21 protein-coding genes are annotated in these 26,636 nt (G+C 42.6%); 15 read left to right on the top strand and 6 right to left on the bottom strand.

Translation table 11 applies throughout. The annotated features are described in order from the left end of the window. Positions 1 to 343: 343 nt before the first annotated feature. On the bottom strand, positions 344 to 952 hold the full coding sequence (locus ACRHOZ_RS08960) for a superoxide dismutase (protein ID WP_431124822.1): 609 nt from the start codon (positions 950 to 952) through the stop codon (positions 344 to 346). A 112-nt stretch (positions 953 to 1,064) separates the two neighbouring features. Between ACRHOZ_RS08960 and ACRHOZ_RS08955 the strand changes: the two genes are divergently transcribed. The 4 genes from ACRHOZ_RS08955 (at position 1,065) to ACRHOZ_RS08940 (ending at position 9,663) form a co-directional block, all read left to right on the top strand. Beyond that, on the top strand, positions 1,065 to 4,190 hold the full coding sequence (locus tag ACRHOZ_RS08955) for a UvrD-helicase domain-containing protein (protein ID WP_431124820.1): 3,126 nt from the start codon (positions 1,065 to 1,067) through the stop codon (positions 4,188 to 4,190). 10 nt (positions 4,191 to 4,200) lie between these two features. Next, entirely contained in the window at positions 4,201 to 5,403 is a 1,203-nt protein-coding gene (kbl, locus tag ACRHOZ_RS08950) for a glycine C-acetyltransferase (protein WP_431124818.1), read from the top strand. Between the two features lie 104 nt (positions 5,404 to 5,507). Next, positions 5,508 to 6,866 carry an OmpA family protein gene (locus ACRHOZ_RS08945; RefSeq protein WP_431124815.1) on the top strand — a complete coding sequence of 453 codons (1,359 nt, stop codon included), beginning with the start codon at positions 5,508 to 5,510 and terminating at the stop codon, positions 6,864 to 6,866. Positions 6,867 to 6,936: 70 nt separating this feature from the next. Continuing rightward, positions 6,937 to 9,663 carry a PD-(D/E)XK nuclease family protein gene (locus ACRHOZ_RS08940; RefSeq protein WP_431124812.1) on the top strand — a complete coding sequence of 909 codons (2,727 nt, stop codon included), beginning with the start codon at positions 6,937 to 6,939 and terminating at the stop codon, positions 9,661 to 9,663. Here ACRHOZ_RS08940 and ACRHOZ_RS08935 read toward each other — a convergent pair whose 3' ends face one another. Further along, positions 9,664 to 10,374: an SDR family oxidoreductase gene (locus tag ACRHOZ_RS08935; protein WP_431124811.1), complete on the bottom strand. Its 711-nt coding sequence runs from the start codon at positions 10,372 to 10,374 to the stop codon at positions 9,664 to 9,666. Between the two features lie 172 nt (positions 10,375 to 10,546). On the opposite strand from ACRHOZ_RS08935, the gene ACRHOZ_RS08930 reads away from it, so the two are divergent. Then, entirely contained in the window at positions 10,547 to 12,367 is a 1,821-nt protein-coding gene (locus ACRHOZ_RS08930; RefSeq protein ID WP_431124809.1) for a PAS domain-containing protein, read from the top strand. Beyond that, positions 12,364 to 12,768, top strand: coding sequence for a response regulator (locus ACRHOZ_RS08925; protein WP_431124806.1), 405 nt, complete (start codon positions 12,364 to 12,366; stop codon positions 12,766 to 12,768). The genes ACRHOZ_RS08930 and ACRHOZ_RS08925 overlap by 4 nt, the downstream gene beginning before the upstream one ends. Before the next feature lie 2 nt (positions 12,769 to 12,770). Here the strand turns inward: ACRHOZ_RS08925 and ACRHOZ_RS08920 are convergent, their stop codons facing one another. Next, positions 12,771 to 13,526 carry a sulfite exporter TauE/SafE family protein gene (locus ACRHOZ_RS08920; RefSeq protein ID WP_431124803.1) on the bottom strand — a complete coding sequence of 252 codons (756 nt, stop codon included), beginning with the start codon at positions 13,524 to 13,526 and terminating at the stop codon, positions 12,771 to 12,773. A gap of 75 nt (positions 13,527 to 13,601) precedes the next feature. On the opposite strand from ACRHOZ_RS08920, the gene ACRHOZ_RS08915 reads away from it, so the two are divergent. Together ACRHOZ_RS08915 and ACRHOZ_RS08910 are read left to right on the top strand one after the other, a co-directional pair. Further along, the gene (locus ACRHOZ_RS08915) at positions 13,602 to 15,410 is read left to right on the top strand and encodes a sodium:solute symporter family protein (protein WP_431124801.1); all 1,809 of its coding nucleotides are present in this window, start codon (positions 13,602 to 13,604) and stop codon (positions 15,408 to 15,410) included. A gap of 6 nt (positions 15,411 to 15,416) precedes the next feature. After that, positions 15,417 to 16,505, top strand: a complete 1,089-nt coding sequence (locus ACRHOZ_RS08910) for an acyltransferase family protein (RefSeq protein WP_431124799.1) — start codon at positions 15,417 to 15,419, stop codon at positions 16,503 to 16,505. Positions 16,506 to 16,577: 72 nt separating this feature from the next. Here the strand turns inward: ACRHOZ_RS08910 and ACRHOZ_RS08905 are convergent, their stop codons facing one another. Then, a complete protein-coding gene (locus ACRHOZ_RS08905) occupies positions 16,578 to 17,168 on the bottom strand; it encodes a riboflavin synthase (protein WP_431124796.1) in 591 nt (196 codons plus the stop codon). A gap of 58 nt (positions 17,169 to 17,226) precedes the next feature. On the opposite strand from ACRHOZ_RS08905, the gene pdxA reads away from it, so the two are divergent. From pdxA to ACRHOZ_RS08870, 7 genes are all read left to right on the top strand, one after another. Continuing rightward, positions 17,227 to 18,279 carry a 4-hydroxythreonine-4-phosphate dehydrogenase PdxA gene (pdxA, locus tag ACRHOZ_RS08900; protein WP_431124794.1) on the top strand — a complete coding sequence of 351 codons (1,053 nt, stop codon included), beginning with the start codon at positions 17,227 to 17,229 and terminating at the stop codon, positions 18,277 to 18,279. A gap of 109 nt (positions 18,280 to 18,388) precedes the next feature. Then, positions 18,389 to 18,922 (top strand): YceD family protein, encoded by a 534-nt coding sequence (locus ACRHOZ_RS08895; protein ID WP_431124791.1) that lies wholly within the window; start codon positions 18,389 to 18,391, stop codon positions 18,920 to 18,922. A gap of 8 nt (positions 18,923 to 18,930) precedes the next feature. Further along, entirely contained in the window at positions 18,931 to 19,131 is a 201-nt protein-coding gene (rpmF, locus tag ACRHOZ_RS08890; RefSeq protein ID WP_138837132.1) for a 50S ribosomal protein L32, read from the top strand. A 174-nt stretch (positions 19,132 to 19,305) separates the two neighbouring features. Continuing rightward, positions 19,306 to 20,301 (top strand): beta-ketoacyl-ACP synthase III, encoded by a 996-nt coding sequence (locus ACRHOZ_RS08885; protein WP_431124788.1) that lies wholly within the window; start codon positions 19,306 to 19,308, stop codon positions 20,299 to 20,301. A 27-nt stretch (positions 20,302 to 20,328) separates the two neighbouring features. Further along, the gene (gene accB, locus ACRHOZ_RS08880; RefSeq protein ID WP_431124785.1) at positions 20,329 to 20,820 is read left to right on the top strand and encodes an acetyl-CoA carboxylase biotin carboxyl carrier protein; all 492 of its coding nucleotides are present in this window, start codon (positions 20,329 to 20,331) and stop codon (positions 20,818 to 20,820) included. An 80-nt stretch (positions 20,821 to 20,900) separates the two neighbouring features. Continuing rightward, a complete protein-coding gene (gene accC / locus ACRHOZ_RS08875) occupies positions 20,901 to 22,253 on the top strand; it encodes an acetyl-CoA carboxylase biotin carboxylase subunit (RefSeq protein WP_431124783.1) in 1,353 nt (450 codons plus the stop codon). 127 nt (positions 22,254 to 22,380) lie between these two features. Continuing rightward, the gene (locus ACRHOZ_RS08870; protein ID WP_431124781.1) at positions 22,381 to 23,496 is read left to right on the top strand and encodes an NAD(P)/FAD-dependent oxidoreductase; all 1,116 of its coding nucleotides are present in this window, start codon (positions 22,381 to 22,383) and stop codon (positions 23,494 to 23,496) included. Positions 23,497 to 23,636: 140 nt separating this feature from the next. Here the strand turns inward: ACRHOZ_RS08870 and ACRHOZ_RS08865 are convergent, their stop codons facing one another. Both ACRHOZ_RS08865 and ACRHOZ_RS08860 read right to left on the bottom strand, forming a co-directional pair. Then, positions 23,637 to 24,299 (bottom strand): ABC transporter ATP-binding protein, encoded by a 663-nt coding sequence (locus ACRHOZ_RS08865; RefSeq protein ID WP_431124779.1) that lies wholly within the window; start codon positions 24,297 to 24,299, stop codon positions 23,637 to 23,639. A gap of 20 nt (positions 24,300 to 24,319) precedes the next feature. Continuing rightward, the gene (locus ACRHOZ_RS08860) at positions 24,320 to 26,626 is read right to left on the bottom strand and encodes an ABC transporter permease (protein ID WP_431124777.1); all 2,307 of its coding nucleotides are present in this window, start codon (positions 26,624 to 26,626) and stop codon (positions 24,320 to 24,322) included. Positions 26,627 to 26,636: the final 10 nt, after the last annotated feature.

The raw sequence follows: 26,636 nt of genomic DNA, 5'->3' as shown, positions 1-26,636 counted from the left end.
CAAGAGTCTCCCAATTGACGAATGCCCCTTTTCAATTGACGGATGGAGGTTTTGAGTTAACACACCGAACCCCTCTTGAGAGGGGAATTGGTTGCTGTCGCTTTTTAGTATATGCTCCCTTCTTGAGAAGGGAAGATTTCAGCATGCTGAAATCAGGGATGTGTTTGCAATGCCTCATTTTGTTCTCGATACATCCCGAATTAAATTCGGGACACTCGAACTGACGCAAAAAAAAGGCCGCTAGTGCGGCCCTCTTAATCAAGTACTTTTATCCGGACTTCACTTCTCGATACGCCCCAAAATTCTTTCGGGACGCTCGAAGTGACGCTTGAATTTCTAGTTATTATTTATTGGAAGCATATCCTTCCGCTACCTTGTCCCAATTGATCACATTAAAGAATGCAGCAACATAATCGGGTCTGCGGTTTTGGTAGTTTAGGTAATAGGCATGCTCCCAAACATCCAATCCTAAAATGGGGTGTCCTGCACAACCTGTATCCGGCATCAACGGATTATCCTGGTTGGGTGTAGAGCAGATTTCCAGCTTCCCTCCTTTGTGCACACAAAGCCATGCCCATCCAGAACCAAATCGGGTTCCGGCAGCAGCACTGAACTGCTCCTTGAACGCATCAAAAGAACCAAATGCCTCATCAATGGCAGCGGCCAAATCCCCACTTGGGGCACCTCCACCATCGGGGGACATTACTTCCCAGAAAAGGCAATGGTTGTAAAATCCTCCACCATTGTTTCTAACCGCACCATTGGACATATCCAAGTTGGAAAGGATGTCGTCTATGGACTGTCCCTCCAAGGCGGTTCCGGCAATGGCGCCGTTCAATTTGGTGGTGTAGCCGTTGTGGTGCTTGGTATGGTGTATCTCCATGGTCCTGGCATCTATATGTGGCTCCAAAGCATCGTATGCATAGGGTAATTTTGGTAATTCAAAAGCCATAATTGTACTGTTTTTAAGTTATTATTGATTCCTGTAAAAATACGGCTTTATGGGATATATTTCATGCTCTCGGAGATTAACTTAAGGCGGGTAATCCGTAATTTGCAGGAAAATGGTTTTGGAGTCTCCCCAATTTAAAATATACAGCGCATCAGCCGGATCCGGCAAGACCTATTCCTTGACCAAGGAATACCTTTTGCTGTTGCTAAAGGATGGTTCCCCTTCCAAATTCAGGCAGCTATTGGCCATCACCTTTACCAACAAAGCGGTGGGTGAAATGAAGTCGCGGATTTTGGAAAGCCTGTATACTTTTGGGTTGGACATTCCCCCTGAGAAGCGAAGTTCACTTTTCAATGAAATTCGGGAGGAACTTTCGTTGAGTCCACTACAATTACAGCAACGTTCCCAAACGGTGTTACAACGGATTTTGCACAACTACTCCTTTTTTGAGATTTCCACCATAGACAAGTTCAACCATAAAATCATCAAAACCTTTGCCCGCGACCTACAGCTTTCGCAAAACTTTGAAGTGGAGCTGGACACCGATCTATTATTGCACGAGGCCATAGGCCGATTATTGGAACGAGCGGGCAGTGACGAAGCCTTGACCCAAACCCTCATTGCATTTTCCCTGGAAAAAATTGAAGAGGACAAAAGTTGGGACGTTTCTTATGATCTGATGGAAATTGGCAAGCTGCTTTTTCAAGAGGATCATGCCGATCATATTGCATCCTTGGAAACCAAAACCCTTCAGGATTTTAAGAAAGTCCAACAAAAGATTTCCACACAAATTGCTGCTTTGGAATCCCACGTAATCCAACAGGCCACTTTGGTCTTACAGGAAATTGAAAAGCAAGGATTTGCTCCTGAAGATTTCCCCAGACAGACGCTCCCCAACCACTTCAAGAAAATCTGTGAGAAGGAATTCAACATCAAAGTACTTTACGCCAACAAACTGGAAGAGTCCCTTGAAGCTGGCAGACTTTTAAAAGCTTCGGACAAACGAGACGGTTCCCATTTGGCCACCGTTATTCTTGGGCTTTACCAGGCCATAAAGAAAACATTGTACCAACGCCATTATCTGCGTAACATTTATGGCAACATTGTTCCCCTGACCTTGCTGAGCGAAATCGCCAAGGAAATCAAGAACATTGAACTGGATCGCGAAATCATTCCCATTTCTGCCCTAAACTCGCTTTTATCCAAAGAAGTCAAGAACCAACCCGTTCCCTTTATCTACGAGCGGATGGGTGAAAAGTACAGACACTACTTTTTGGATGAGTTTCAAGATACTTCCAAAGTGCAGTGGGAAAATCTGGTTCCTTTGATCGGGAATGCCCTGGAAAGTGTGAACGAGAAAAACGAACAGGGCACCCTTTTTCTGGTAGGGGATGTTAAGCAGGCCATTTACAGATGGCGAGGGGGCAAAGCGGAGCAGTTTCTAAACCTGATCAGCGGCAAATCCAGACCCTTTTCTGTTGGCCCTACCACATTTGCTTTGGATACCAATTGGAGGAGCTACAGTGAAATAGTTCAGTTCAACAACCAATTTTTCAGTACCGTTGCACCTTTATTAAGGAATACGGAATATCGCAATCTTTTCTTGGAAGGATGCCAGCAGAAGACCAACAACAAACAAGGGGGTTATATTGAATTTTCCTTTGTGGACAAGGAAGTTGATGATAAGGCGGAGGAACATTGTAAACAGGTGCTAAAGACCATTAAGAATATACAATCCAAGGATTATGTGTATTCCGACATCTGCATTTTGGTGCGGAAAAATGACCATGGCATGCTCTTGGCCAACTTTCTATCCGAAAATCAAATTCCCGTTGTTTCCTCGGAATCGCTTTTGTTAAAAAATAATTCCACAGTGGGGTTTCTGATTTCTCTGTTGAAAGTCATGGAAAATCCAACCGATCAGGAGGCCAACTACGCGCTTTTGTTTTATCTGTCCAAAACCGCCTCTGATCCGCATCATTTTATTTCCAGTCATCTGGACAACTTAACGGATTTGCTGTTGGAGTCCTACGGGTTTTCCATAACCGAGCTCCAAACCCAACCTGTGATCACCATTTTGGAAAGGGCCATTCGACATTTTGAGCTTACGGATGAATCCCAAGCCTATCTGGTTTTTCTTCTGGACGAAGTGCTGGTTGTTGAAAAGAGGGAAGGTCCGGGAATCCATGCCTTCCTTAAGTATTGGGAGCAGAAGAAGGACAAGCTTTCCATTGCAGCACCGGAGCATATTGATGCGGTTAAAATTATGACCATTCATAAGTCCAAAGGACTTGAATTTCCAATAGTGATTTTTCCCTTTGCCAATGCCTTGATCCATGATCCCAGAAAGCAAAAGAAATCTTGGGTGGGTGTTTCCCCGAAAGAAAAAGAACTGGGACTCGATGAATTCCTCATCAACACAAAAAAGGAAATGCTCCAGTATAACGAGATCACTTCCAAGAACTATTTGGAGGAAATGGAAAAAACCGAACTGGATGCCCTTAATGTCCTCTACGTAGCCTTGACGAGGGCTGAAAAAGGACTTTTTGTACTCTCCGAAACTGACAAAGCTGTAAACAGCTTGGATCAATGCAACTCCTATTCCAACTTGTTCCAATATTTCCTTGATCAACAAGGATTGGAAGAGGGCTCAACGGGAAAGTTCATTTTTGGGGAATTGACCCACAGGGATGAAGAACAAGGGAAACCGACCATGCCGAGCAGCAGTATTCCATTTGTAGATAAGGATGAAAGGAATACTGGATTTGCCATTTCCACCGGATCTGTTCATCTGTGGGATGATGAACGCAGGGAGGCTATAGAACTTGGAAATTTGGTTCACCATGCCTTGAGCAAAATTAAGACTGCGGATGATGTTCCTTCAGTTTTAAATGACCTTCAGGTATCAGGCCAGCTTACGGCGGCCGATTCGGGATATGTCAAAGAAAAAATTATTGCGGTGGTTGAACATCCCCAACTCAGGGAATACTTTACCCTGGCCCACCAAATATTAAACGAGCAGGAAATCCTTCTGGGCAATGGTAAAACCCTAAGGCCCGATCGAATCGCCATAAAAGATGGAAAGGCAACTATTATTGATTACAAAACAGGTAAACCCGCCCCTTCACACCACGAACAAATCATGGAATATGCCGATGCTTTAAAAGCCATGGATTTTACCCTCGGACATCTTATTATTGTATATATTGATCACGAAATAAAACCCCTTTTCCTTTAAACAAAAAACTATGTACGGAACTATAAAACAACATTTGACCCAAGAACTGGACAACATTAGGGAAGCAGGCCTTTTTAAGAAGGAACGCATTATCACCTCCCCACAAGATGCTGTCATCAAAATATCCACTGGAGAGGAGGTAATCAACTTTTGCGCCAACAATTATTTGGGACTTTCCTCCCATCCCGAGGTAATCCAAGCGGCCAAAGATACCTTGGACACCCATGGTTTTGGAATGTCCTCCGTTCGATTTATTTGTGGCACCCAGGATATCCATAAAAACCTGGAGCAAAAGATTGCCAATTTTTACGGTACGGAGGATACCATATTATATGCTGCTGCCTTTGATGCCAATGGCGGGGTGTTTGAACCCTTGTTGACTGCGGAGGATGCCATTATCTCCGATTCCCTTAACCATGCCTCCATTATTGATGGGGTTCGTTTGTGCAAAGCCAAACGCTATAGGTATGCCAACAACGATATGGCTGATCTTGAGACCCAACTTAAGCAGAGCCATGACGACGGTTCCCGTTTCAGGATTATAGTTACCGACGGGGTGTTCTCCATGGACGGATTATTGGCCCCATTGGACCAAATATGCGATTTGGCGGACAAATATGATGCCCTGGTGATGATTGACGAATGCCATTCTGCTGGATTTATTGGGGAAACCGGCAGGGGCACCTTGGAAGAAAAAGGCGTAATGGACCGAATAGATATTATTACCGGAACCCTTGGCAAAGCCTTAGGAGGTGCCATGGGGGGTTATACTACTGGTAAAAAGGAAATCATAGAAATGCTGCGCCAGCGATCTCGCCCTTATCTTTTCTCCAATTCCCTGGCTCCTGCCATAGTAGGTGCTTCCATTAAGGTGTTTGAGATGCTGGATAAAGACACCAGCTTACGCGATAAGCTTCAAAAGAATACGGAATACTTCAAAAAAGGCATGAAAGAGGCCGGATTCGACATCATTGATGGGGATTCTGCCATCGTTCCCGTGATGCTCTATGATGCCAAGTTATCCCAAGAAATGGCAGACATGCTCTTGGAAAAGGGCATTTACGTAATTGGGTTCTTTTATCCCGTGGTTCCCAAAGGAAAGGCAAGGATAAGGGTTCAGTTGTCCGCTGCCCATGAGAAGCATCACTTGGACAAAGCCATAGCTGCCTTCACCGAAGTTGGAAAAGCTTTAAAAATCGTTGAACTGCACTAAAACTTCTATGTAATGCACCAAAAAAAAAGAAAATTTGATTTTGTTAATAAGTCTTAACAACTTACATTTGCTGCTGATAAACACTTAAACTTAAAATTTTGAGCATGAAACATCTTAGCAAATTATTAGTTGTTGCCCTAGTCTTTTTGGGCTTTAACAACGTACAAGCGCAAGACGAGAATAATCCATGGCAGATCAGTTTTGGGGTAAACGCCATTGACACTTACCCTACTAACGACGAGGACAACCCGTTCTCAAGTACTACTTTGTTTGATGAGTATTTCAATGTATCTGATCACTGGAATATTTTGCCTTCCGTTTCTTATGTGGCTGTTTCTAAATATATAGGGGATGGTTTCTCTATTGGAGCAAGAGGTTCTTTGAACAGACTTGAAAAAAATGGTGACCAATCCATAGACGATCTTTCACACTATGCTGTAGACGGTACCATCAAATACAACTTCCTAAAAAACACAACTATCGATCCTTTTGCTGAAATCGGTGGTGGTTATACTTGGATTGATGAAATTGGTGCTGGTACAGTTAATGGTGGTATTGGTGTTAACATTTGGTTCTCCGAAAATGTTGGCCTTACCCTACAAACCCAATACAAGCACGCTTTCGAAGATTTCTTGGTAAGACATTTCCAACACATGGGAGGTATTAGTATCAAATTTGGTGGAACTGATACTGACGGTGACGGAATCTATGACAAGGACGATGCTTGTCCAGAGGTTGCTGGTTTGGAAGCTTTCAACGGTTGTCCTGATGCTGATGGCGATGGAATCGAAGATAGCAAGGATAGCTGTCCTAACGAAGCTGGTTCCAAAGAAATGAACGGTTGCCCTGATACCGATGGTGACGGAATCGCTGACAAAGACGATGCTTGTCCTAACGAAGCTGGTCTTGCTGCATTGGCAGGTTGTCCTGATGCTGACGGTGACGGTGTAAGAGATGGAGACGATCAGTGTGTTAACGAAGCTGGTCCTGCTGAAAACAACGGATGCCCTTGGCCAGACAGAGATGGTGACAGCGTTCTTGACAAAGACGATCAGTGTCCTGACGTAGCTGGTACAGTAGCCAACAACGGATGCCCAGAAGTAACTGAGGAAGTTCAAAAGCAATTGAACGACTACGCTAGAACTATCTTGTTCGATACTGGTAAATCTTCAATCAAAGCTGAGTCTACTTCTGTAATGGTTGACATCATCCAAATTTTGAACGAGTATCCTAACGCTAAGTTTACTGTTGAAGGTCACACTGACAGCGTAGGTAGCGCTAAATTGAACCAGTCTCTTTCTGAGAAGAGAGCTAACTCTGTACGTGATTTCTTGATTGACAAAGGAATTGACGCTGGTAGATTGACTGCCATCGGATACGGTGAAGACAAGCCAATCGCTACCAACAACACAAGAGCTGGTAGAACGCAAAACAGACGAGTTGAAATCAACTTGATCAAATAATACAAGGAATTTAGATTTCCTTCATAAAAAGGCTCCCGACAATGTCGGGAGCCTTTTTTATTTTTGGTCCATGCAACAAAGCTTCCTCGCATACGTACTCCATGATCTTCAGCAAAAAGGTGTGTCCCTCACCGAATGCACCTATATACTTCCAAGTAAGCGATCAGGAACCTTCCTTAAAAAACATATGGCGCAGATTATTGGAAAGAACATTTTTAGCCCAACTGTGCTCTCCATTGAAGATTTTGTGACCCAAATCTCGGGGCTGACCCAAGCTTCCAATGTAGATCTTATTCTCGAGCTTTATTCGGTCTACAAAAAGACCGAAATTAAAGAACACGATGACTTTGACACTTTTCTGAAATGGGGACAAACCCTGCTACAAGATTTTAATGAAATAGACCGGTACCTTATTCCGCCAAACGAAATTCTTAATTATCTCTCGGCCATAAAGGAACTCAATCATTGGTCCATGCAAAAGGACAAATCTGATTTGGTGAAGAACTATCTCGCACTTTGGAACAATCTGAGCACCATTTACGAGGCCTTTACCAAAACTCTTATAGCTCAACAAAAGGGCTATCAGGGCCTTTTGTACCGATGGGCCGCAAAGCATATAGATACCGGTGATTCCATCTTTCAGGAAGAACCAATTGTTTTCATCGGGTTCAACGCCCTCAATACAGCCGAAGCTTTAATCATTCAACACTATTTGGATAGTCCCGCCAATCACATTTATTGGGACATAGACGCCTATTTCCTGGACAGCTCTATCCACGATGCCGGACTATTTATTAGGAACTACAAGCAAGCTTGGCCCTATTATCAACGAAATGAACTGGAAGGCGTCCATCAAAACTTTTTATCCCAGAAGAACATATCTATAACCGGCGTACCAAAAAGTATAAGCCAAGCCCAATATGTAGGAAATCTTTTGGCGGAAATACAGCGTGCCACCCCAGATGGTATTCACGATACCGCCTTGGTTCTGGCAGACGAATCGTTGCTCAATCCAATGCTCCAGGCTCTTCCGTCTTCAGTTTCCAAGGTGAACATTACCATGGGTTTCCCATTGAACAAAACGGTTCTGTATTCCTTCTTTTTGTCTTTTTTGGACCTACAATTGGCCCAATCCGAAAAAGGGTGGTTTTTTGAAGATGTCCTCCGCTTTTTCTCCAATCCATTTTGTCTTTCACTTTCTTCTTCCGAAAAGGTGGATGCCATTTCGTCAATCGGCAAGGATATCAAACAACACAACAGGCTTTATCTCAATCACCAATATCTTGAGAAGTATTCGAGCCAGTCAGAGCTGTTGGGTTTGCTGTTTCCCGCCAATCCTGCAACTCCCTTGGATTGGATAAATCGATGTCTCCAACTCATCCAAAAGTTAAAGACCATTGGCCAAGAACAAAACGACCCTATGGAACTGGAGTATCTATATCGATTCCATAAGTTGTTCAATCAACTCAAACAGCATGTGGAATCTGTAAACTTTATCAAACAGTTAAAATCGGTTAAAAGCTTTTTTAAGCAATTGGCAGCTTTGGAAACCACAGATTTTATAGGGGAACCGCTTTCTGGTTTACAGATTATGGGAATGTTGGAAAGCAGGAATTTGGATTTTGAAACGGTCATCATTACCTCTGTCAACGAAGGAATTCTACCAGCAGGAAAGTCTGGCAACTCCTTTTTTCCTTTTGATGTCAAACAGGAGTTTGGATTACCCACCTACAAGGAAAAAGATGCCATATATACCTACCACTTTTACCGACTGATCCAGAGGGCCAAACATGTGCACCTTATCTATAACACAGAGCCCGATGTATTGGAGGGCGGAGAAAAAAGCCGATTGATTTCCCAGCTCTTAACGGATAAGAATATTTCGCGCTATATAACGCACTCCATTGCCTCGCCAGAATTGAAAATCGATGCTTCTCCCAACCCACAAATTAAAAAAAGTAACTTATTGGTGGAGGACATCCGAACCTTTGCGGGCAACGGTTTTTCTCCCACCTCAATTACCAATTACATTAGAAATCCCATGGATTTCTACAAGAAGAACATTCTTAAGATCTATGATGCCGAGGAGGTAGAACAATCCATTGCGGCCAACACCTTTGGTACCATAATTCATGATAGTTTGGAGGTGCTGTACAACCCCTTGATCAATAAGGTGCTTGAAAAAGCAGACATGGAATCACTCCAAACCCAAATTCCAAAAGTGGTGTCTTCCCAATTTGCAGCAACACTCCCTGGGGTGGATATCAACAAAGGAAGATACCTGCTAGTTTACCATGTGATTCTAAAGTACCTTCAGAATTTCGTGGATATGGAAATGGCACAGCTTCAAAAACATGAGGTTAAAATCTTGGCGTTGGAAGAAAAATACGAATCACCCCTGCACATCCCTGCTCTTGATTTTCCAGTCAAACTAAAGGGGACATTGGACAGAGTAGACCAGGTGGATGGCACCATTCGGATTGTGGATTACAAAACTGGAAGGGTTGAACCGTCCCATGTAAAAATCAAAGATTGGGACAGCCTAATTTCCAATTATGACAAAAGCAAAGCTTTTCAACTGCTATGTTATGCCTATTTGTACCATAGCAAACACGGTACAGAATCTCTTATTGCCGGGTTGTATTCCTTCAAAAATTTAAAGCATGGATTTCTCCCATTTTCTACTTCAGGTACATTAATCAATAGAGAGACCATGAGCACCTTTGAAAATTACCTCCATCAGATTATTCTTGAAATCTGTGATCCAAAAGTGGCCTTTGCCGAAAAGGAATCCTGATTATTTTAGGTCAGGGCGAGTTGGTCTTACCTCAATTTTACTTGGCAAGGTTCTCGGATGCATTTGAAGCAGGTCAACCACCAATTTTCCAATGTCTTCAGCCTGAATCTTCCATGCGTCTTTTTCAGAAGGCTCATTTCCATTAAAATAGGTGGCTACTGAGCCAGGCATAATGGTGGTTACTTTGACATTATATTTTCTAAGATCCAACATGGCAGCCTGGGTAAAGCCCACTACGCCAAATTTTGTGGCATTATAGCCAGCTCCTTGGGGAAAAAAGTTGGTCCCTGCCAAACTGGCCAGGGTCATATAATAACCTTCGGACTTTTTTAATGCTTCCACAGAAGCCTTTAAGGTATAAAAAACACCATTGAGATTCGTGTTGATCATCTGCTCCCACGCTTTTTCAGAAAGTTCATCCACTGGTGCAAAATGACCGACCCCGGCATTCGCCAAGACCAAATCCATTCGGCCCCAATGTTCCAGAATCTGTTCTACCGCCTGCCGCTCATCCAGCAGCTTGGTTACGTCAGATTGAACTCCCAGAACATTTTCATTATCTCCCAATACCTCAACGGCCTTTTTAACCCCTTCTTGGCTTCTTCCGCTGATAGCTACCTTCATTCCTTCATCCAATAGACATTTGGCAACACCAAGTCCTATCCCTTTGGTTCCACCTGTAATGTAGGCCACTTTACCCTGTAAATCCATAATCTTTTATTTCAACCTTAAAATTAGGCTAAGTGGGCAAGTTTGAAAAACAATGGCCCTCTAAATTCCACTGGCAATATCATTTTAAAGAATATGGTCAGGCTACATCAATCTCAAAATACAATATTAGGAATTTTCTTACGTTTGATTTTTAATGCTTTTTCCAAGCTCAATGAAAATCACAAAACAGCCCTTATCCACCATTCAAAACCTGCCTTTCCCCATTGTAATGGTTGACCTGCATATGAACGTTCAAGATTGTTCCCATAGCTTCTATGAATTTTTTGGAATGGAAGGCCCCAAGGAGGGCTTTTTGGAATTGGAAACTGTAATTGGTGAACTCCCATCATCTCTTCATAAAATCAAAAAGAGCAAGCGTTTTCAAAAAACACAGGTTAACGAGTTCATAACCCATATCACAAGAAAAAACGAATTGAAATGGTACAAGATGGTGCTACACCCATCTTCCGAATCGGCTAATTATTACATTTATTTTGATGATGTTACCAAAAAGAAAATCGCCTTAGATCTGTCATTACAGGCAGAAAAGACAGCAAGAATAGGAAGCTGGGAAGTGGATTTGGTAAACAACAAGATTTTTTGGTCCGAGATGACCAAGGAAATTCATGAGGTTCCTTCCGGTTTTGTTCCCGACTTGGAGACGGGAATCAACTTTTATAAGGAAGGGGAGCATCGTGATAAAATAATTGAGGTGGTTTCCGAAGCTATTGAAAATGGAACCCCTTACGACGTTGAACTCATCATAGTAACCGCTAAGGGGAATGAGAAATGGGTCAGGGCAATTGGTAAAACGGAAACAATCAATGGAAAGGCGGCCCGTATGTTTGGTGTATTCATGGATATTGATAAATCCAAAAGAGGGAGCGACAAAATCAAAGTGCTTACAGATCGAATGAGGGTTGCTGTTGAAAGTTCCAATATTGGTATTTGGGATTACGACATTGTAAACAATATTTTGGTTTGGGATGATAATATGTATGACCTATATCAAATAGATAGAAATGAGTTCAGCGGGGAAGTGGCCGCTTGGGAACAGACCATTCACCCAGATGACAAAGAGAAAAGCCTAAAAGAGGTGGAGCTTGCCATTGCAGGTAAAAAGGAATTCAATACGGAATTTCGGATAATCACTGCAGATGGGGCCATTAGACATATCCATGGTCGCGGAAAAGTTTTTAGGGATGAAGATGGAACGGCATTACGGATGATAGGTGCCAACACCGATGTTTCACGAATTAAAAAAGCGGATGATCGCCTAAGACAGCTACTGAATACCACTGAAAAACAAAACAAAAGCTTGCTGAACTTTGCCCATATAGTTTCACACAACCTTCGGTCAAATTCCAGTAATCTATCCATGCTTACGGGAATGTTGTTAGATGATATAGCACCAGATAAACAACAACGCTTTCTGGAAATGATTCGGATATCTTCGGAGCGGTTGGATGAAACCGTGGTACAATTGAACGAGGTGATCAAAATTCAAACAGATCACAACCAAAAATCCCAATGGGTTTCCATCAAAACAACTTTGGACAGCGTGTTGCAAAGTATAAATGCCCATATTGATGAAATCCAACCCAACATTGAAATAGAAGTGCCAAATGACCTCAAGGTTTATGGAATAAGTGCGTATATCACCAGTATTTTCTTAAACCTATTGACCAATAGCTTGAAGTATCGGGATTCCAAAAAGAAACTGGTTATAAAAATAAAAGCCCAGGCCGAAATCCATCAGACCGTCATTTCCTTCCAAGATAACGGCAAGGGAATCAATTTGGAAAAACATGGATCAAACTTATTTGGTATGTACAAAACCTTTCATGGCAACAAGGATGCAAAGGGAGTGGGGTTGTTTATTTCCAAAAATCAAATGGATGCAATGAATGCCCAAATATCTGCCCAGAGCCAGGAAGGTCAAGGAGCTACCTTTACACTAACTTTCCCACATCCCAAATGCAACAAGCAATGACAAAACCCAGAGTATTTGTAGTAGATGACGACTTTGTATTTCGTGAAGTGGCGGAGGTGTTGATCAAAAGCTCTGGATTGACCGATGAGATTTCGCATTTTGAGAATGGGCTTCAAGTATACCAAGAACTGATACAATTAGCAGAAATTCCCTCCAATTTACCCGAGTTGGTTTTATTGGATATCAATATGCCCGTAATGAACGGCTGGGAATTATTGGAAGAATTAAAAGATGGTCCCGCCGCAATCAAAACAGGAGTACAAATCCATATCCTTACATCCTCAATCGCCCCTGAGGACCTGAATCTTTCCAAACAGTACGACTTTATCAAGGGATACATAACCAAACCTTTGACCAAAGCAGATTTGGAAAAGCTTTCTGAAGAATTGAACAACGGATAGCCCTATCTGATCAGCATAACTACAGCACCAATCCCAGTAACAATCAAAATAAAACGTTTGTAGTTTTTATCATTGATCCTTTTTACCACCAAAACCCCTGTAATGAGCCCTAGTGCAATTGCAGGCAACAACTTGATGTTTATAAGCAAGGTTTCCCAAGTGATGGTTTTCCAAACAAAAATGTGAAAGGGAAGTTTAAAGAGATTGGTAATAAAAAACAGCCAGGCAGCTGTTCCTACAAATTCGTTTTTTGGAAGCCGCATAGCTAGAAAAAATATGTTGGTAAAGGCCCCTGCCAAATTCCCGATCATGGTACAAATTCCAGCCATAATTCCTATAGGTCCAGCAAACAACCAATGGGTGGGTATTTGGCTTGATTTACGTTTGTCCCACCAAATCAAGAGTCCCAAACTGATAAAAATGACGATGACCATCCCCAATTTAAACTCCTGTTCCGGTAAGTCCTTCCCAAGCACGACCCCAATCAAAATTCCGGAAAGCATCCATGGTAAGAACTTTACAATGTACTTCCATTGGGTGTGCCTATTGTAATAAATGACGGCAAAAATATCTCCCACAATCAGCAAGGGGATAATCAATCCCGTGGACATACGGGCACCAAACGCCAGTGCCAACAAAGTCACATTAAAAGTAGCAAGTCCCTTGAGCCCTGCTTTGGATGTCCCCATAAGGAAAGTAGCACTAAAAGCAAGGGTCCAAGCTATTAAAGAAGGCTCCAATGTTGTCGATAGGGTCAAAGTTGATGTTTAGCGAACAATGGGCAAAGGTATCCCAAAAAATCATACCTTTAGTGGTTAACCAACTTTAACCAAATGGACATACAAACATTAGATTATTTCATAATCTTCGGATTTTTCGCAATTGTACTTTTCATAGGTGTGTACGTTTCCAAAAAATCTGGAAAAAACTCATCAGAATACTTTTTATCAGGTCGGAGCATGCCTTGGTGGCTCCTGGGAATGTCAATGGTGGCCACTACCTTTTCAACGGACACGCCCAACTTGGTGACCGATTTTGTCCGTGACACAGGGGTTTCCGGCAACTGGGGTTGGTGGTGTTTTTTGCTTACAGGTATGTTGACCGTTTTTGTTTATGCCAAACTATGGCGTAAATCAAATGTCAAAACGGATCTTGAGTTTTATGAGCTGCGATATGGAGGAAAGCCTGCTAGCTTTTTGCGAAAATTTAGAGCCATTTATCTCGGATTGATCTTCAATGTGATCACCATGTCGGCGGTAACCCTAGCAGCCATAAAGATTGGTGGGGTTATGTTGGATTTGGAGCCTTGGGTAACGGTAGTTGGTGCAGGATTGATTACGGTTGTTTTTAGTGCGCTTGGTGGATTTAAGGGCGTTGTTTATAGCGATTTCCTCCTGTTTTTTGTTGCCATGGTTGGTGCTATTGGGGCGGCCTTCTATCTTGTGAACCTTCCAGAAGTGGGAGGGGTCAGTGCCATGATGTCTAATGACTTGGTAAAGTCCAAAATGGATATCCTGCCTGAACTCAGCGATACCAAAATGGTAATTACCTTGTTGGTTATTCCACTGGCCGTGCAATGGTGGAGTTCCTGGTATCCTGGCGGGGAACCCGGTGGGGGTGGATATATTGCGCAACGTATGTTGGCGGCAAAAAATGAAAATCATGCCATTGGTGCCACCTTCTTTTTCAATATCATGCATTACGCGCTAAGACCTTGGCCGTGGATTTTGGTAGCTCTGGCTTCCCTGGTAGTATATCCAGACATCGCCAGTATTGCGGAGGCCTTTCCAAACGTGAGTGAAGATAAACTGGGTCATGATTTGGCGTATTCAGCTATGCTAACCAAGTTGCCCAGCGGGCTTTTAGGTCTGGTTTTGGCCTCTTTGGTAGCCGCTTATATGAGTACAATCTCCACCCAATTGAATTGGGGATCATCCTATATCGTTTTTGATTTTTACAAGAAACAGATCAATCCAGATGCTACCGAAAAACAAATGGTAAACGTAGGCCGTTTGTCCACCGTAATATTGATGGTGTTAAGTGCTTTTTTGGCCTTGGCCATGCAAAACGCCATGCAGATTTTTGATATGCTTTTGCTTTTTGGGGCAGGAACAGGGCTCATTTTTATCCTTCGTTGGTTCTGGTGGCGAATTAATGCCTGGACGGAGATTTCGGCTATGTTCGCATCAGGAATCTTGTCCATCCTTTTGAAGGCGACGCCGTTGGGCCCAATGTTGTTCGCCACAGATGGTGGTGTTTTTCCAGATTGGGGAGAAATTCCATTTGTGATGATCGTTACCAGTATTATCTGGTTAACGGCCACCTTTGTAACACAACCGGAATCCAAAGAAGTCTTGCAATCCTTCTACAAAAAAATACAACCAGGAGGCCCTGGTTGGAGTAAGGTGGTTGATGAAGCCAAAGATTCTGGAATTGAGATTGACAAAGGAGAAAAGTGGACCGTGCCTTCAGGAATCGGAGCCATGCTACTTGGGGTAGTATTGATTTACTCCCTAATGTTCTCTACAGGACATTGGATTTATGGCAAAACCACTTCCGCAATGATCATGTCCGTCATCGCATTGGTTTCTGGACTCTTGCTTATTCGAGTCTGGAATAAAATGAAAGATAACATATTATAACACGATATGAAGAACAGGATTCTGGCAGTAGATATTTTTAGGGGTTTGACCATTGTCTTGATGATTTTGGTAAACACCCCTGGAACTTGGTCCAATGTATATGCCCCTCTTTTGCACGCCCAATGGCATGGATATACCCCAACGGATTTGGTATTTCCATTTTTCCTGTTCATTGTGGGAACCTCAATTGTGTTCGCCTATAAAAATAAAAAGGCAGAGGCCTCCACGTACAAAAAGATTACCATCAGAAGTCTTAAGCTTATCGGGCTGGGATTGTTTCTTGGCGCTTTTACCATAAGTTTTCCTTTTATCAAAGAATTTGAAGCTATTCGTTTTCCTGGCGTTTTGCAACGCATTGGGGTCGTTTTCTTTTTTGCAGCAATCCTGTTTCTAAATCTTGATTGGAAAAAACTTATTGGGCTTTCGGTTGCCCTACTGCTGGGATACTGGGCCCTGATGACGCTTGTTCCTGTTGAAGGTGTGGCTTCTACTCTGGAAAGAGCACCCAACAATTTTGCCAATTATTTGGATGTGCAAATCTTTGGCACCCATAACTACAAACCAGACTACGACCCTGAGGGATTATTGAGTACCATTCCTGCCATTGTAAGTTCGTTATTGGGAATTTTTACGGGTTTGATCTTGACTTCAAAAAGGGAGGACAAAACCAAACTCATGTTGATTTTGGGTGCCGCACTAGTGGTTTTGGGACACCTTTGGGATTTGGCATTTCCCATCAACAAAGCCCTTTGGACAAGTAGTTTTGTGCTGGTAACGGCAGGATGGGCCAATATATTTTTGGCTTTGATTTATTTCCTGACCGATGTAAAGAAAATTCAGTTTGGAAGTATTTTCAGATATGCAGGCGCAAACGCAATTGTGGTTTACTTTTTGTCCAGTTTTATCACCAAGTTGTTTTATTTGATAAAGGTGGATGGCGAAAACTCCATTCATGAGTGGTTGTTCAACACTGTCTTTGTACATGATTTCATGTCCATGAAATTCTCATCTATGCTGTACGGTCTTGCTGTGGTCTCGTTTTACTGCCTATTGGCCTATGTGATGTACAAAAGGAAAATCTTTATTAAGGTCTAGATTTAAGAATCGAAATGTTGAACGGTAGAGCTTGTAGGATACGGGCTTGCTATTTCGTCTTTGGTCTTGAGTCTAGCCTCTCACATCCAACAGCCGAGCCACATACTTTCCAATCACATCAAATTCCAGGTTAACGGTAGTTCCTTGTTTATAGGTATTAAATCTGGTATGCTCGTGGGTATAGGGAATAATGGCCACGCTAAAGCTGTCCTTTTTTGAATCAACAACGGTCAAACTCACCCCATCAACTGTAATAGATCCTTTTTCAATGGTTACATTATTTAAACCGGAATCGTATTGAAAGGTAAATACCCAGCTTCCGTCTTTTTCTTCGTATGCCGAGCAAGTAGCGGTTTGATCCACATGGCCTTGAACAATATGTCCATCCAATCGGGCGCCCAAAACCATGGCCCTTTCAAGATTCACCCAATCCCCAACCTTTAGCTCCCCCAAATTGGTCTTGTTCAAGGTTTCCTCAATGGCGGTTACCGTATAGGCATTCCCCTCTTTTTTGACCACGGTGAGACACACTCCATTATGGGCCACACTTTGGTCAATTTTTAGTTCTGGAGTTATTTTGGAGGATATGGTAATATTCAAATTATCACCCTCATTTTCCAACTTTTCTACCCTTCCCAAGGTCTCAATAATACCTGTAAACATGAATCTTTTTAATTGAGTAGTTTTGTAGCGTAAATGTAGCCATAACGGCATAAATTATATGAAGGAAAAGGGAAAAATAAAACTTGGAATCTCCATAGGGGATTTAAACGGGATTGGCTGTGAGGTAGCCCTAAAGACATTTTTGGATCTCCGTATGATGGATTTTTGCACCCCTGTAATCTTTGCCTCCAACAAGACCATTTCCCAACAAAAGAATGAATTGGGATTGAATGTCGGTTTCAACGGGGTCAGGGATGCTTCCCAAGTAATTGAGGGAAAAATCAATATCGTAAATGTGTGGAAGGAAGTTCCCAAAATTGAGTTTGGAAAGGCAACTGAAGAAGGGGGCAAATATGCGATCAAGTCCCTTCGGGCTGCGGTGCAAGCCCTAAAGACCGATAAAATTGATGTCTTGGTCACAGCTCCCATCAACAAAAACAATATTCAAGCTGAAGATTTTAAGTTTCCCGGCCATACCGATTTTCTGGCCCAAGAACTAAATGGAGAGAGCCTGATGTTCATGGTGGCCGATTCACTGCGCGTTGGATTATTAACGGATCATATTGCCGTTAAGGATGTTGCCGAGGCAATAACCCCAAAGTTGATCAGGGACAAGGTTTCTACCATGGTCAATTCCCTCAAAATGGATTTCGGAATCAGAAAACCTAAAATTGCCTTGCTGGGAATCAATCCGCATAGTGGGGACAACGGCACTATAGGGGAGGAAGACGATAAAATTCTTAAACCTGTGGTGCAAGATCTGTTCAACAAAGGGATCTTGGCTTACGGTCCTTATTCGGCAGACAGTTTTTTTGGCTCCAACACCCACGAAAGTTTTGATGCCGTGTTGGCCGCTTACCACGATCAAGGACTTATCCCGTTCAAAACACTCTCCTTTGGCAAAGGGGTGAATTACACGGCCGGACTGTCCAAGGTGCGGACCTCGCCAGATCATGGAACCGCCTATGAGATTTCAGGGAAGGGAGAGGCAGATGAGAGTTCGTTCAAGGAAGCTGTGTTTGCCGCCATACAGGTTTTCCGGAACAGGGAAGAGTATATAAAGCTCAATAAAAATCCCCTGCAAAAACAAAAGACAAAAAAGGCGAGTTAAAATTTACAGAACAAGGCCATAAATATGGTTTTGGAATTGTAGATTTATAAATAAGTAGTATCTTTGCCCCCGCCTTTATGGGGCTGGTACACAAACCTTAAGTGTATATATGATGGAGCTAAAGGAGTTTTTTATTCCTTTTTCAGGATTGAAGTTGGGGAAGCACACGTTTGAGTACAAAATTGACAATACGTTCTTTGAATCTTTTGAATACCAAGAATTTAATGATGCCGCAATAGCACTTACCGCCATATTGGACAAGATGAACAATATGATGGAGTTGGAGCTGGAAGCGGAAGGAACGGTTAATGTGGATTGTGATTTAACAGGTGAACCTTTTGATTTGCCCATTGCATCGCACTTAAAACTGGTCATCAAATTTGGGGAGGAGTACAATAATGAGAACGATGAAATATTGATTATTCCCCACGGCGAGTACCGTATCAACATAGCTCAATACGTGTATGAAATGTTGGCCTTGGCGGTGCCTCCCAAACGGGTTCATCCTGGGGTTGAGGACGGATCATTAAAATCAGAAATCTTGGACAAGCTGGAAGAACTTCAGCCAAAAGAAATCAAGGAAGAATCAGATAAAACAGATCCCAGATGGGACGACTTAAAGAAGTTATTAACGGATAAATAGGTTATATAATGGCACATCCTAAAAGAAAAATATCAAAAACCAGAAGGGACAAGAGAAGAACCCACTATAAGGCCACTGCCCCTACCATTGCAAAAGATTCTGTAACAGGAGAAATGCACCTGTACCACAGAGCGCACTGGCATGAAGGTAAATTGTATTACCGTGGTCAAGTGTTGATCGACAAAACCGAAGAGGAAACTGCTGCCTAATGGCGGATTTCTTACAAAGAAATTACGACTCCCGTTGATTTACAACGGGAGTTTTTTTATGGATCATACTTAAATCCAAAAAAACCCTTTTTTGCCTAAAAAGTCATATAAAATGACTATTTTTCACAGCTTTTGGGTCAAATTTGGACGTTTTTGACAAAAAAAGACACTAATATGAAGAAAACTACGGCAGCTATTACAGCTGTGGGGGCGTATGTTCCGGAGTTTGTATTATCCAACAAGGTGTTGGAAACCATGGTGGATACCAACGACGAATGGATTACTACCAGAACAGGAATCAAAGAACGTAGAATCTTAAAAGAGGAGAACCAAGGCACATCCTTCATGGCCATCAAGGCCGCTGAAGATTTAATTGCAAAACGTGGGCTGGATCCATTGGAAATTGATTTTGTGTTAGTGGCTACAGCCACCCCTGACCTCCCCGTTGCAGCAACCGCCGCTTATGTAGCATCCGAAATTGGGGCTACCAATGCATTCTCCTATGACCTACAAGCTGCATGCTCCAGTTTTTTATATGGTATGTCTACCGCCTCTAGTTATATAGAGTCTGGCAAATATAGGAAAGTACTATTGATCGGGGCAGATAAAATGTCCTCCATTATAGATTATACGGACCGTACCACATGTATCATTTTTGGTGATGGTGCAGGGGCCGTACTTTTTGAGGCCAATGATGAAGGTTTGGGGCTGCAAGATGAACATTTGCGTACCGATGGTGTAGGGCGTCAGTTTTTGAAAATCGAAGCAGGTGGATCTATTCTTCCGGCTTCCGAAGAAACGGTGAGGAACAAACAGCACTTTGTCAATCAAGATGGGAAGTCTGTTTTTAAGTTTGCTGTGTCCAACATGGCCGACGTTTCTGCCTTGGTTATGGAGCGCAACGGACTTACTCATGAGGATGTAAACTGGTTGGTGCCACATCAAGCCAACAAAAGAATTATAGATGCCACGGCCAAACGAATGGGCTTGGAGCACGATAAAGTAATGATCAACATACATAAATACGGAAATACCACTTCGGCAACGCTGCCCTTGTTGTTGCACGATTATGAAAAGCAACTTAAGAAAGGCGACAATTTAATTTTCGCTGCTTTCGGGGGTGGTTTTACCTGGGGGGCCATTTATCTAAAATGGGCGTACAATCCATAAATTGCACAACTAACTAAATCATATTCCATGGACATTAAGGAAATTCAAAGTTTAATCAAGTTCGTAGCCAAATCTGGTGCCAGCGAGGTAAAGCTGGAGATGGAAGACGTAAAAATCACCATCCGAACGGGTAGCACAACCGCTACTCCAGAGACCACTATTGTTCAACAAATTCCAATGGCTCAGGCTCCAGCGGTACCTGTTGCTCCTGCACCCGCAGCGTCTGAAGCACCCGCTCCTGCAGCCAGTTCTCCGGAACCTGCAGCGGATGATTCAAAATACATCACCATCAAATCTCCTATCATAGGAACCTTTTACAGAAAACCTGCTCCGGATAAACCGGCATTTGTTGAGGTGGGTAGCTCCATTAGCCAGGGAGATGTTCTTTGTGTTATTGAAGCCATGAAGCTCTTCAACGATATTGAATCCGAAGTCTCTGGTAAAATTGTAAAGGTATTGGTGGAAGATTCCTCGCCAGTTGAATTTGATCAGCCTTTGTTTTTGGTTGACCCATCTTAATTTAAATCACAATACCCAAGCTCCAAATACCAATAAACGTTTTGGAATTTGGAATTTGAGCATTGAAAATTCAAGGTATTATGTTTAAAAAGGTATTGATTGCAAATAGGGGAGAAATTGCCCTTCGAATTATTCGAACTTGCAAAGAAATGGGAATCAAGACCGTAGCGGTTTATTCCAAGGCGGATGAGGAAAGTCTTCACGTTAGATTTGCGGACGAAGCTGTTTGTATAGGACCAGCGCCCAGTCATGAATCATATCTGAAAATTCCCAATATTATAGCGGCTGCGGAAATCACCAATGCCGACGCCATCCACCCAGGATATGGTTTTCTTTCTGAAAACTCCAAATTCTCAAAGATTTGTGCAGAGCACGAGATTAAGTTCATTGGGGCGTCTGGGGAACAAATTGACAAAATGGGAGATAAGGCAACCGCCAAAGAGACAATGAAAAAGGCAGGTGTACCTTGCGTCCCAGGGTCTGATGGTTTGTTGAAGGATGTGGATGATGCCAAAAAGACGGCCAAGAAAATGGGTTATCCCGTTATGATCAAGGCCACTGCCGGCGGTGGAGGTAAAGGTATGCGCGCCATTTGGTCCGAGGATGAGATGGAAAGCAACTTCGAGAGTGCGGTTCAAGAAGCCACTGCTGCTTTTGGCAATGGGGGCATGTACATGGAAAAACTTATTGAAGAGCCTCGACATATTGAAATTCAGATTGTGGGTGACCAGTTTGGAAAAGCCTGTCACCTATCGGAGCGTGACTGTTCCGTACAGCGTAGACACCAGAAGTTGACGGAGGAAACCCCATCGCCATTTATGACAGATTCCCTTCGGGAAGCTATGGGAGCGGCTGCTGTCAAGGCCGCTGAATTTATCAAATATGAAGGTGCGGGAACTGTGGAATTTTTGGTGGACAAACACCGAAATTTCTATTTCATGGAGATGAACACCCGTATTCAAGTGGAGCATCCCATTACGGAACAAGTGGTGGATTACGATTTGATTCGAGAGCAGATTTTAGTCGCTGGAGGTGTTCCAATCTCCGGAAAGAACTACCTGCCAAAATTGCATTCCATTGAGTGCAGAATCAATGCGGAAGACCCTTATAACGACTTTAGACCATCTCCAGGTAAAATAACCACTTTGCATACCCCAGGAGGTCACGGAATACGTTTGGATACACACGTATATAGCGGGTACATGATTCCGCCGAACTACGATTCCATGATCGCCAAGTTGATTACTACTGCCCAGACCAGGGAGGAGGCCATCAACAAAATGCGAAGAGCTTTGGACGAGTTTGTAATCGAAGGAATAAAAACCACCATTCCATTCCATAGACAGCTTATGGAACATCCAGATTACTTGGCGGGCAATTATACCACCAAGTTCATGGAAGACTTTGAAATGGATCCAAAATATCAAGATTAAACCCAACCCCGATTTACATCGGGGTTTTTTATTAATATCAAGGGATGGTGTTTTTTAGATTAACTCTGGGAAGCAAATAGAATTGATTCGAGAAAATTTGTGAAATTCGTGTCAAACAGTAATAGGCGTGCAACTTAGTTATTGGGAATATAAATCTTGGTTTTCTAAAGTAGATTTTACCATTGTGGGTAGTGGTATAGTAGGCCTTAACTGTGCCTTGCATTTGAGGGAAAAATATCCGCAAAGTAAAATTTTGGTGTTGGAAAAAGGGAGCCTTCCACAAGGAGCCAGCACCAAGAATGCCGGATTTGCCTGTTTTGGAAGCATCTCCGAAATCCTGTCAGACTTAAAATCACATGCAGAGGAGGAAGTATTTGCACTGGTACAAAGGCGTCATCAAGGTATCCAATTAATGCGAAAGCTTTTAGGGGATGACAATATAGGTTTTCAACAGCAAGGAGGGCATGAACTCTTTCTGGACAGCGACTCTGCGTTGTTTGAACAATGCCTGGAAGCAATGGAGAACTTGAACAAGCTGCTTAAGCCCATTTTTGGACAAGATCCCTTTGCGACAAATGGCAATCTTTTTGGATTTGGACAGATTCAATCCAATTACATTACACAGCAATTTGAAGGACAGCTGGACACGGGTCAAATGATGAATACCTTACTTCAAAAATGCCTAAAAAAGAGCATTCATATTCTTAACGGAATCACTGTTGAAGAGTTATCCGACTTGGGAAATTCCGCGGTGGTGGGAACAAGTCAATTTGAATTTAAAAGCAAAAAAGTGTTTGTGGCCACCAATGGGTTTGCCTCAAAACTGCTTCCAACCGAAAATGTGGTTCCTGCCCGTGCCCAAGTATTGATCACGGCCCCCATCAAAAACCTGAAGATCAAAGGTACCTTCCATTTTGATCAGGGATACTATTACTTCAGAAATATAGATGACCGAATTTTGTTTGGTGGTGGCAGAAACTTGGATTTGCAAACTGAGGAAACCTCCAATTTTGGTCAAACCAAATTGATTCAAGACCATCTTGAAAAATTATTGGATACCGTTATACTGCCCCAACAACAAGTTGAAATCGCCCAAAGATGGAGCGGAATCATGGGCGTTGGAAAACAGAAATCGCCCATAGTCAAGCAACTCTCCAACAACATAAGTTGCGGTGTTCGTTTGGGTGGAATGGGGGTTGCATTGGGAAGTTTGGTAGGCAAAGAGCTTGCGGAACTGGCTTAGATCTCTTGCTTTTACCAAGGTTCATTTAAAAGCCGCGGTTGGATACGAATTACACTAATTCGTCCGAAGACATCAAAACAAAGAAGTTGCTTTTTCCTTGAATTCCAGCCTAAATAAGAGTATTCTGCCACCTTCTACTTTCAAATCATTCTTCCATCCAACAAATTGATAATTCTGGAGCCATAGGCCGCATTTTTCTCGGAATGTGTCACCTGAATGATGGTAACCCCTTCCTCATTCAACTGTTTGAACAAATCCATGATTTCTTCCCCTTGTTTGGAATTCAGGTTTCCGGTGGGCTCATCTGCCAGAATCAATTTGGGATTGGAAATCAATGCCCTGGCTATCCCCACCAATTGTTGCTGGCCTCCACTCAGTTGGGCAGGAAACAAATCCTTTTTACCAACAATATTGAATCTATCCAACATATCGGCAACCTTGGCCTTGCGTTCGGCCCCCTTTAGTTTTTTATATAGTAAGGGCATTTCCAGATTTTCCTGAACGGTTAAATCATCCAACAAATGGTATTGTTGGAAAACGAACCCAATATATTCCTTGTACAGGTTGGCCCTGTGCTTCTCCTTAAGGTTGTGCACCGACTCGTCCAAAAATTGGTACTCCCCTTCTTGAAACCCGTCCAGCATTCCAATAACGTTTAGCAAAGTGGACTTCCCAGAGCCAGAGGGGCCCATCACAGAAATAAATTCCCCTTCCTGGACTTCAAGGTTAATGTCCTTCAATAAAAAGATACGTTGGCCTCCAGAGTTGACCCATTTGAATATGTTGTTTAGTTGTAATAGCATGATTTTATCTTTAGTAATTCTTATTCATCCCTAAGCGCCTCAACAGGGTTAGCAGCCGCTGTTTTTATACTTTGCCAGCTAACAGTCAATAAGGCTATGCACAGCGCTGTTAAACCACTCAGGGCAAAAACCCACCAGCTGAGTGTTGTTTTGTATGCAAACCCTTGCAGCCAACTTTGCAGCGCGTACCACGATATGGGCACAGCTAAAACAAAAGCCACTCCCACCCATTTGATATAATCCTTGTTCAACATGGACAGAATTTGCGTAATTGATGCGCCATTCACTTTCCTGATTCCCACTTCTTTTCTTCGTTGCTGCATATAGAAAACAGACATTGCCACAATCCCCATTACGGAAATAATAAACGATAATAGGGTAAAATATCCAATGATCTTCCCTGTTCTTTCTTCTTTGATGTACCAACTGTTAATGGTTTCATCCACAAACTTGACTTCAAATGGGGTTTTGTCCAACAGACCAGCGTAAGTGGACTTTATCTCATCCAAAGTTTTAAACATTCCCTTCCCATTAATCCGAACAAAGATGTTTTGGGGGTAAAAGGATTCCCCCAAATGTCTAAGCATTAAAGGCCCAATATTCTCGCGCAAATGGTTGAAATTAAAGTTGTTGGTAATACCAATAATGGGGACAGTAAATTGCTCCATCTTAAAGGACACTGGATCATCCGTAATTTCCAGTGCGCTGATAGCGGCCTCATTCAGATACACTCCGTTTTCCGCTTTAGCGGCCTGTGTAGGGGTCATCTTAATATTGAAAACATTGAAAAAGGAGGAATCAATGGCGAATTCTTGAAAACTCATGGGCTTTCCATTATAATCAAAAGTCTGATTACTGCCTCCATCAAGTGGGCTTTGCCAGGTGAGTGAAACATCTTCAACACCTGGAATGTTGAGCAGGGCATTTTTGATGGTAGCCTTTTCGTTCATCGCTCCTAGATATTCAATTTGTACAATGTTGTCTTTTGAGAATCCCAACTCCTTGCTACGCAAAAAGTTGGTTTGCTTGACGATGATCCAACTACAGATCAGCAAACCAATGGTAACGGTATATTGAAAAGTGATGAACACTTTTCCGTAAACCGTTTTGGCTTTTTTCCTTAGTTGGCCCCGTACAACTTCAATGGGTCTAAAACTTGATATTTTGAGTGCGGGGATAATCCCGGAAAACGCCCCAATAAGGCCAAAAACGGATACGATTTTGAGCAGATTCCAAAAACCAATTTTGGCATCCAGGTCAATTTGGGTGTTTAATAGGGAATTGAAAACGGGTTCCACCAACTTCAATAAAAACAAAGAAAGTATTAGAGCAACGCCCGTCAGGAGCATAGATTCCCTAACAAATTGAAGCAGCAAGCTTCCTTTAGAGCTCCCCAGCAGTTTTTTTATGGCCACTTCCTTCCCTCTAAACGTTGCCTGGGCTATGGTAAGGTTGATGTAGTTCCCGATGGCCAATATCAGGATGAGCAAAACAATAATGGACAAAACAACTACCAAGGTCTTGCTGTTGCTTTGGGTCCCGTTGCCTTCTTTAGGGCTAAAATAAAGCTCTTGTAGTGGGGTAAAAACCAGGGAGTGGGCCCAACCATCCTTATAAAGCCAATACTCTTTTTTGAATCGTTCCAAGATTTCTGGCGCTTTAGCCGGAAGGTTGGTGTTGGGTTTTGCCAAAAAATACATGCTCACGGAAGCAAATCCGTATTCCTCCAAAATGGTTTCAAATCCCCACAACGTTTTGAAGGCCTTGAAGTTAACAATGGCATCTTGGGGTTTAAAGTGTGTGTTCTTTGGAAAGTCGTCCATGATTCCTGTAACCATAAACTTGTGCTCGGTATTAATCGAAACCTGTTTATCAACAACATCAAGGGTACCAAAAAGTCGCAATGCCAAAGACTTGGACAAGACAATGCTATTGGGGGTCTGCAACACCTCTTTGGGTCTTCCTTTTATCAAGGGAAAGGAAAACATCTCAAAAAAGGAATCATCAACACCCAAATAATCAAACTTCATTTTTTGACTATCTGCAGTGGAAATTCTGGCATCACTGTCAAGAACCCGTGTAAAACTTTCAATTTCTGGGACACTGTTTTTCAGGTCTTGGGCAATGGGCGGTGAAAAATCAACTGCTTCATTCTCCATTCTATAGATGCGGTCTTTATGGACATGAAATTCATCCACGGCCAACTCCTCCTGGATATAAATGCTCAGAAGCAATACAAAGGTCATGGAAATGGCAAATCCAAGTACGGTAACCAAACCATACAATTTGTTCTTCAATAAATGTCTTATATAAGATTTTATCTCCATCGTTTAGATT

It is taken from the genome of Flagellimonas flava (assembly GCF_050617915.1).
In the GTDB taxonomy this organism is placed as follows: Bacteria; Bacteroidota; Bacteroidia; order Flavobacteriales; family Flavobacteriaceae; genus Flagellimonas; species Flagellimonas flava_A.
The sequence above is the reverse complement of the archived record's forward strand: the minus strand, read 5'-3'. Positions and strand labels throughout refer to the sequence as shown.